Below are 6,000 nucleotides of genomic sequence, written 5' to 3'. Positions count from 1 at the left end.
CGCGCGCGAGAGAGCGCCTACTATTCCGCGGCGCGTTTCCTGACCCAGCCGAGGAAGGCCGCATCGGGCATCCGCAATCTGGGGCTGCCGGTGCGCACCCACATGGCGCGCCACTCCGCCTCCAGCGCATAGGCGTCGGCGCCGGGGATCAGCGCGCGGGCCTCCTCCAGGGTGGCGGGCTTCAGGCTGGGCGCATTCAGCACCGCTTCGGTGACGGCGGCCTTCTGGGAAAACCGGATCACATCGCCCTCCAGCTCCTCCAGCGCGTAATCGGGCAAGGGCTGCGCGTCGATCATGTCGCGGATCATCTTGCGGAACACCCGCCGCGGGCTGGCCGAGCCGGATTTCTTCAGCAAGGTTTCGACCGAGACCTGCCAGCTGTTCTGCCGCCCGCAATGCTTGCGCGCGAGCTCATAGATCCGCCGCTCCAGCGGTTTGCGCAGCCGGAAGTAATCGCGGGAAAGCGTCAGCACCGATTTCGACAAGACCGCCCGGTACAGCCAGTCCGACAGCGTCACCGCGACGCTGACCATCTTGCCGCCGCGGGCCTTGCGGACGATTTCCCATTTCTCGATCAGGCCGAAGCCGGTGGTGACCTCCTGGCCGCCGGTCACGATATTGGTGGTGATGCGGGTGCCCGCCAGCCGCTCGAAGGCCTCGCGCAGGCGCCGGTAGGCATCGCCGGAGGTTTCGCGGTTGCAGGCGACCAGCAGGTCATGCGCCTTCAGGTGCAGGGTGCGGCTGACCTGGCGGCCCGCATTCAGCGCCGCCATCAGCTGGCTGATGCAGAAGATCAGGATGTCCTTGTCGTGGATCGTCGCCAGCCCCTTGACCGAGGGGGTCACGGTGATCTCGGCGCCGTTGTGCTGGTAGCTCAGGATGCGCCGGTCCGGCCGTGTGCCCAAGCTGAACAGCGGATGCTCCATCGACGCCAGATCGTTCTTGGGGATCGCCCCGAAGATATCGCAGAGGAAGAAATCCCCCTGCCCTTCTGGCGGAATCGCTCCCGCCGTCAGCTCTGCTGCCATCTGCCTGTCCGCCGTCTGCTCTGCCGCCCGCCGGGATCTTATGCCCCGGTCCGGCGACTCGTTTTATCGTGGTTTTGATTACGCCCACCCTAAGGTTATCCACATGGTCCGGCAACGGGGGTTCGGAATCGTTTCCTCGGGGGTTCGGAGTCATTTGATCGGGGTTTCAGAGTCACCGCCCGCGGAAAATCCGCCCCGATCGCCAATCAAAAAAGGGCTTTGCGCGCGCCCCCTTCCGCCTGTAACTAATAAATAACTCATTTATAACAGAGCAGATTTTTTTGAACGCTCTGAAACAGCCCTATTTCCCCCTGCCGCAACTGCCGGATTTGCTTAGAAAAACCAGGAGGGATGCGCATTTTGCTTCCATGTGCTGCGTTTTTGCGTATTCTTATCAAAAGGCAGCACATCAGGCTGCGGAGCAGCAGAACAGCAGCCTTCCACACGGGCAGGGCCGCAACGGCCCAGGGACAGCAGGCAGACCTCATGGCGCGAGATATCCACAGGAAAGACACTCCCAGGGCAGGCAGCAGCCTCCCCCCCTATTTCAGCATCGACCCCGACGCCGCGCTGGCGGAGCTTGACGCCCCCGCCACCACCGCGGGCTTTGCCGGGATCGCCGCCGCCTGCGCGCAAGGCCGCGCCGACCTCGCCAGCCGCGGCCTGAATGAGGAGGGCAAGAAGGAGCTGCGCCTGTTCTCCACCTGGGAGATCACCCGCTACCTGATCCCGGTCGCCCAGGCCCATTTCCGCCGGGTGCTGAAGGCCAACCCCGATCTGCCGCAGGGCCGCTCCGAGACCGAGGGCGGCGCCAAGTGGTTCACGCTGGAGGAGGTGCTGCGCCTGCGCGCCTTCTTCGCGGCGCAAGGCTCCAAGGCCAAGGACTACACCCCCTACCGCCCCGAAGGGCTGCCCGCCAAGATGGTGGCGGTCGCCAACTTCAAGGGCGGCGTCGGCAAGACCTCGACCGCGGCGCATCTGGCGATGTCCGCCGCGCTCGACGGCTACAAGGTGCTGGTGATCGATCTCGACAGCCAGGGCTCGATGACCTCGATCTTCGGCGGCAAGGTGGACGACGAATGGCAGACCGCCTTCCCGCTCCTGGCGCGCCACTACGGTGAGCATCTGCGGCTGGAGAACCAGCGCCGCCTCGACCGCGGCGATGCCCCGCAGCCGCTGGACGAGGCGCTGGATGCGGCGATGGAGATGACCGCGCAGGACGTCATCCAGAACACCCACTGGCCCAACATCGACCTCATCGGCGCCCAGCTGAACCTCTACTGGGCGGAGTTCCAGATCCCGGTCTGGCGGATGGCGGCGCGGTCCTGGAAGCTGTGGGATGCGCTGACCGAGCGGCTGGAGGCCGACGGGGTGCTGGACCAGTACGATGTGATCTTCATCGACACCCCGCCCGCACTTGGCTACCTGACCATCAACGGGCTGTCGGCGGCCGACATCCTCCTGGTGCCGATGGGCGCGTCCTTCCTGGAGTTCGACTCGACGGGGCGTTTCTTCGACATGCTGCATTCCACCTTCGCCTCGATCGAGGAGGGCGAGAACCTCGCCGCGCGCGCCCTGGGCCGCCCCGGGCTGGCGTTTGAATGGGACGCGGTGCGCACCGTGATCACCCGCTATGACAGCGCCCAGCAGGGCGAGCTGGCGGCGCTGATGCAGGCCTATATGGGCCGGGTGCTCTCCCCCCACAAACAGGATTTCACCGCGCTGATCGGCCAGGCCGGGGAGCAGGTGAGCGGCATCTACGAGGCCGACTACCGCGATTTCAACCGCGAGACCTATGCCCGCGGGCGGGAGACCTTCGACGAGACCTATGCCGCCTTCAAGAAGCTCCTGATCGGGGTCTGGCGGCGCGAGGCGTTGCAGGAGCAGCGCGCGGCCGAATAAGGCCCCGGCAAGACATTTGGGGCAGGATGCGGCCCCGTCCAAGAGAGACGCATCCTGCAACTGAGGCACGAAGGACAGGACATGGCAAAACGCAAACGGCTTTCCCCGGCACAGACCGGTTACCTGACGGCGGCGCCCGCGGCCAAACCGGCGCTTGGCGGCCCGTCCAGCGTCGGGGCCGCGCCGATTGCCCAGGTGGCCTCCGACGCCTCTGCCCAGGCGGCGCTGCAGGAATTGTCCGGCGTGCTGGAAACCGCCCGCGCCAGGGGGCTGATGATCGAAGAGCTGCCGCTGGCGGCCATCGACGAGAACCACCTGGTGCGCGACCGCATCGAACAGGACGAGGAAGAGCTGCAATCGCTGATCGCCTCGATCCGCGCCCGCGGCCAGCAGACCCCGGCGGAAGTGGTGCCGCTGGAGGATACCTTTGGCGGGCGCACCCACGGCCTGATTTCCGGCTGGCGCCGCCTGACCGCGCTGAAGCGGCTCTATGCCGAGACATCAGATCCGAAATTCGCCACCCTCAAGGCGCTGGTGATCAAGCCGGACAGCGCCGAGGAGTCCTATGTGGCGATGGTCGAGGAAAACGAGATCCGGGTGAACCTGTCGCATTACGAGCGCGCCCGGATCGCGGTGCGCGCGTATAAGGAAGGCGTCTTCACCCGCCGCAAATACGCGCTGCAGGCGCTGTTCGGCAATGCGACCCGCGCCAAGCGCTCCAAGATCGGCAGCTTCGTCACCCTGGTCGAGGCGCTGGACGCGGTGCTGTTCTACCCCACCGCGATCAGCGAGAAGCTGGGCCTCGCCCTGGTGCGCGGGATCGAGGCGGACGAGGGCTTTGCGGAGCGTGCGAAACAGGCGCTGCAGGCCGCCGACCGCTCCAGCCCGGAGGCGGAGCTGGAGGTGCTGACCCGGCTGGTCGAAGGGGATGCCCCCCAAATGCCCAAGTCAGAGCCTGATATGCCCCCTGCCCCGGCTTATGAACCTGCGGCTGCCGCACCTGCGCCCAAAGCGCCCGTTCCGCCGCTGGTCAAGGGTCCGCGGGTGCGCGGCACGGGGGACTGGGACGCCGCGATGCCGGGCGAACGGATTTCCTTGCCCGCGCCCAAAGGCGTGCGGCTCACCTATACCCCCAGCGAGCAGAAGATCGAAATCAGCGGCGAGGCTGTGAACGCCACCCTGGCCAAGACGCTGGAGGCCTGGCTGAAAAAGCTCTGATCAGAGCCGGCCGCCTTTCATCTTTCCCCAAGGGCTCCGCCCGTTCGAAAGCGAAACCGTCCCCCGGACGGTTTCCAGGAAGCGTTCTCACTCCGCGCCGGAGGCAAAGGGCTTTTCCGGGAAAAGCCCTTTTCAGGGCCTGATATCTGCCCGCGCGGGAGAGTCTGATTAGGTCAGCATGTTTGACCAAATGTTTCGCGCGCGAAACATTTGGTCCGGACCGGACCTATTTCCGGAAGGCCGCTCAGGCGCCCCGCCCCACCGCCACATAGGTCCGGAAGCCGGCCCGCTTGGCGGTTTTGGGGGAGTAGATATTGCGCAGGTCCGCCATCCGCGGCACCTCCATCCCGCGCGCCAGCTTCTTCAGGTCCAGGGCGCGGAACTCGTTCCATTCCGTCAACAGCACCACCAGGTCGGCGTTCTGCGCCGCCTCGTAAGGGTCGTCCATCCAGGCGACCCCGGGCAGGAGCGCCTCGCCCTCGGCCTGCCCCTGCGGGTCCACCACCCGCACCCGGGCGCCGCCGCCGACCAGCGCCGGCACAATGGTCAGGCTGGGGGCTTCGCGCATGTCATCGGTGTTGGGCTTGAAGGTGACGCCCAGCACCGCGACGGTCTTGCCGTTGAAGGATCCCTCGCAGGCATCGCGCAGCTTCTCCACCATCCGGTGCTTCACCTCGTCATTCACCCGCATCACGGTCTCGGTGATGCGCAGGGGGAAGGCATGGTCCTGGCCGATCCGCGCCAGCGCCGCGGTGTCCTTGGGGAAGCACGACCCGCCGTAGCCGGGCCCGGCGTGCAGGAACTTGTTGCCGATCCGCCCGTCAAAGCCGATGCCGCGGGCGACCTCCTTGACGTCCGCGCCCACCCGCTCGCACAGCCCTGCGATCTCGTTGATGAAGGTGATCTTGGCGGCCAGAAACGCATTGGCCGCGTATTTGATCAGCTCGGCCGATTCCAGGTCGGTGGTCAGGATCGGGAAGTCGCGCAGGTAAAGCGGGCGGTAGATCTCCGCCATCACCTCCGCCGCGCGGTCGTTCTGGACGCCGACCACCACCCGGTCGGGCTTCATGAAATCCTCGATCGCGGCGCCTTCGCGCAGGAACTCGGGGTTGGAGGCAACGTCAAACTCCGCCTGCGGATTGGCCCTGGCAATCACCTGCTGCACCTGCCGGTTGGTGCCCACCGGCACGGTGGATTTGGTCACCACCACCGCGTAACCCGTCAGCGCTGCGGCGATCTCCTCCGCCGCGGCCATCACATAGGTGAGGTCGGCATGGCCGTCGCCGCGCCGGGTCGGGGTGCCGACGGCGATGAACACCGCCTCCGCCCCGTCCACCGCTGCCGCCAGATCGCCGGTAAAGCTGAGGCGGCCCGCCTTCACGTTCTTTTCCATCAGCTGATCGAGGCCCGGCTCGTAGATCGGCACCTCCCCCGCCTGCAGCCGGGCGATCTTGCGCGCGTCCTTGTCGACGCAGACCACGTCATGGCCGAAATCCGAAAAACAGACGCCGGACACCAGACCGACATAGCCGGTGCCAATCATCGCAATGCGCATGGAATACCCTTCTCTCAATCCCCGGTGCGGCGGCCTGGCTGCCGCCATTGTCTTGAGACTAGAAGGATATACGCCGCCGGACAGGGCGGGAACCGGTTTTTTGCGCCCGCCCGGCCCGGGGCGCAGCTGCAGGCCAGGATAGGTCCGCTTCGGACCAAATGTTTCGCGCGCGAAACATTTGGTCCGAAGCGGACCTAAGTGGCGCGCCGCGGCCCGTTGCACCGGGCGCCGCCGCACCGGGCGCAAAGGGTTTGACAGCGCCGGCGATTTATGTGCTTTCGGGGCCGCAGCAAACGG

General features: G+C 66.3%; 4 protein-coding genes. 2 read left to right on the top strand and 2 right to left on the bottom strand.

Annotated features, from left to right (window positions below):
* Nucleotides 1–20: 20 nt before the first annotated feature.
* Nucleotides 21–1,028: a replication initiator protein A gene (locus tag DAEP_RS0100385; protein ID WP_027243276.1), complete on the bottom strand. Its 1,008-nt coding sequence runs from the start codon at nucleotides 1,026–1,028 to the stop codon at nucleotides 21–23.
* Nucleotides 1,029–1,514: 486 nt separating this feature from the next.
* Between DAEP_RS0100385 and DAEP_RS0100380 the strand changes: the two genes are divergently transcribed.
* Nucleotides 1,515–2,930 carry an AAA family ATPase gene (locus DAEP_RS0100380; protein ID WP_027243275.1) on the top strand — a complete coding sequence of 472 codons (1,416 nt, stop codon included), beginning with the start codon at nucleotides 1,515–1,517 and terminating at the stop codon, nucleotides 2,928–2,930.
* A gap of 81 nt (nucleotides 2,931–3,011) precedes the next feature.
* Entirely contained in the window at nucleotides 3,012–4,148 is a 1,137-nt protein-coding gene (locus DAEP_RS0100375; RefSeq protein WP_027243274.1) for a ParB/RepB/Spo0J family partition protein, read from the top strand.
* Between the two features lie 244 nt (nucleotides 4,149–4,392).
* Here DAEP_RS0100375 and DAEP_RS0100370 read toward each other — a convergent pair whose 3' ends face one another.
* Nucleotides 4,393–5,703, bottom strand: a complete 1,311-nt coding sequence (locus tag DAEP_RS0100370; protein WP_027243273.1) for a UDP-glucose dehydrogenase family protein — start codon at nucleotides 5,701–5,703, stop codon at nucleotides 4,393–4,395.
* Between the last annotated feature and the right edge of the window lie 297 nt (nucleotides 5,704–6,000).

The organism is Leisingera daeponensis DSM 23529, assembly GCF_000473145.1.
GTDB lineage: Bacteria > Pseudomonadota > Alphaproteobacteria > Rhodobacterales > Rhodobacteraceae > Leisingera > Leisingera daeponensis.
Note: the sequence above shows the minus strand (reverse complement) of the source record. Positions and strands in the feature narration are given on the sequence as shown.

Bases quoted from the DNA above. Each gene is read 5' to 3' on its own strand.
- DAEP_RS0100385 (WP_027243276.1), bottom strand. From the start codon at position 1,028: ATGGCAGCAGAGCTGACGGCGGGAGCGATTCCGCCAGAAGGGCAGGGG.
- DAEP_RS0100380 (WP_027243275.1), top strand. From the start codon at position 1,515: ATGGCGCGAGATATCCACAGGAAAGACACTCCCAGGGCAGGCAGCAGC.
- DAEP_RS0100375 (WP_027243274.1), top strand. From the start codon at position 3,012: ATGGCAAAACGCAAACGGCTTTCCCCGGCACAGACCGGTTACCTGACG.
- DAEP_RS0100370 (WP_027243273.1), bottom strand. From the start codon at position 5,703: ATGCGCATTGCGATGATTGGCACCGGCTATGTCGGTCTGGTGTCCGGC.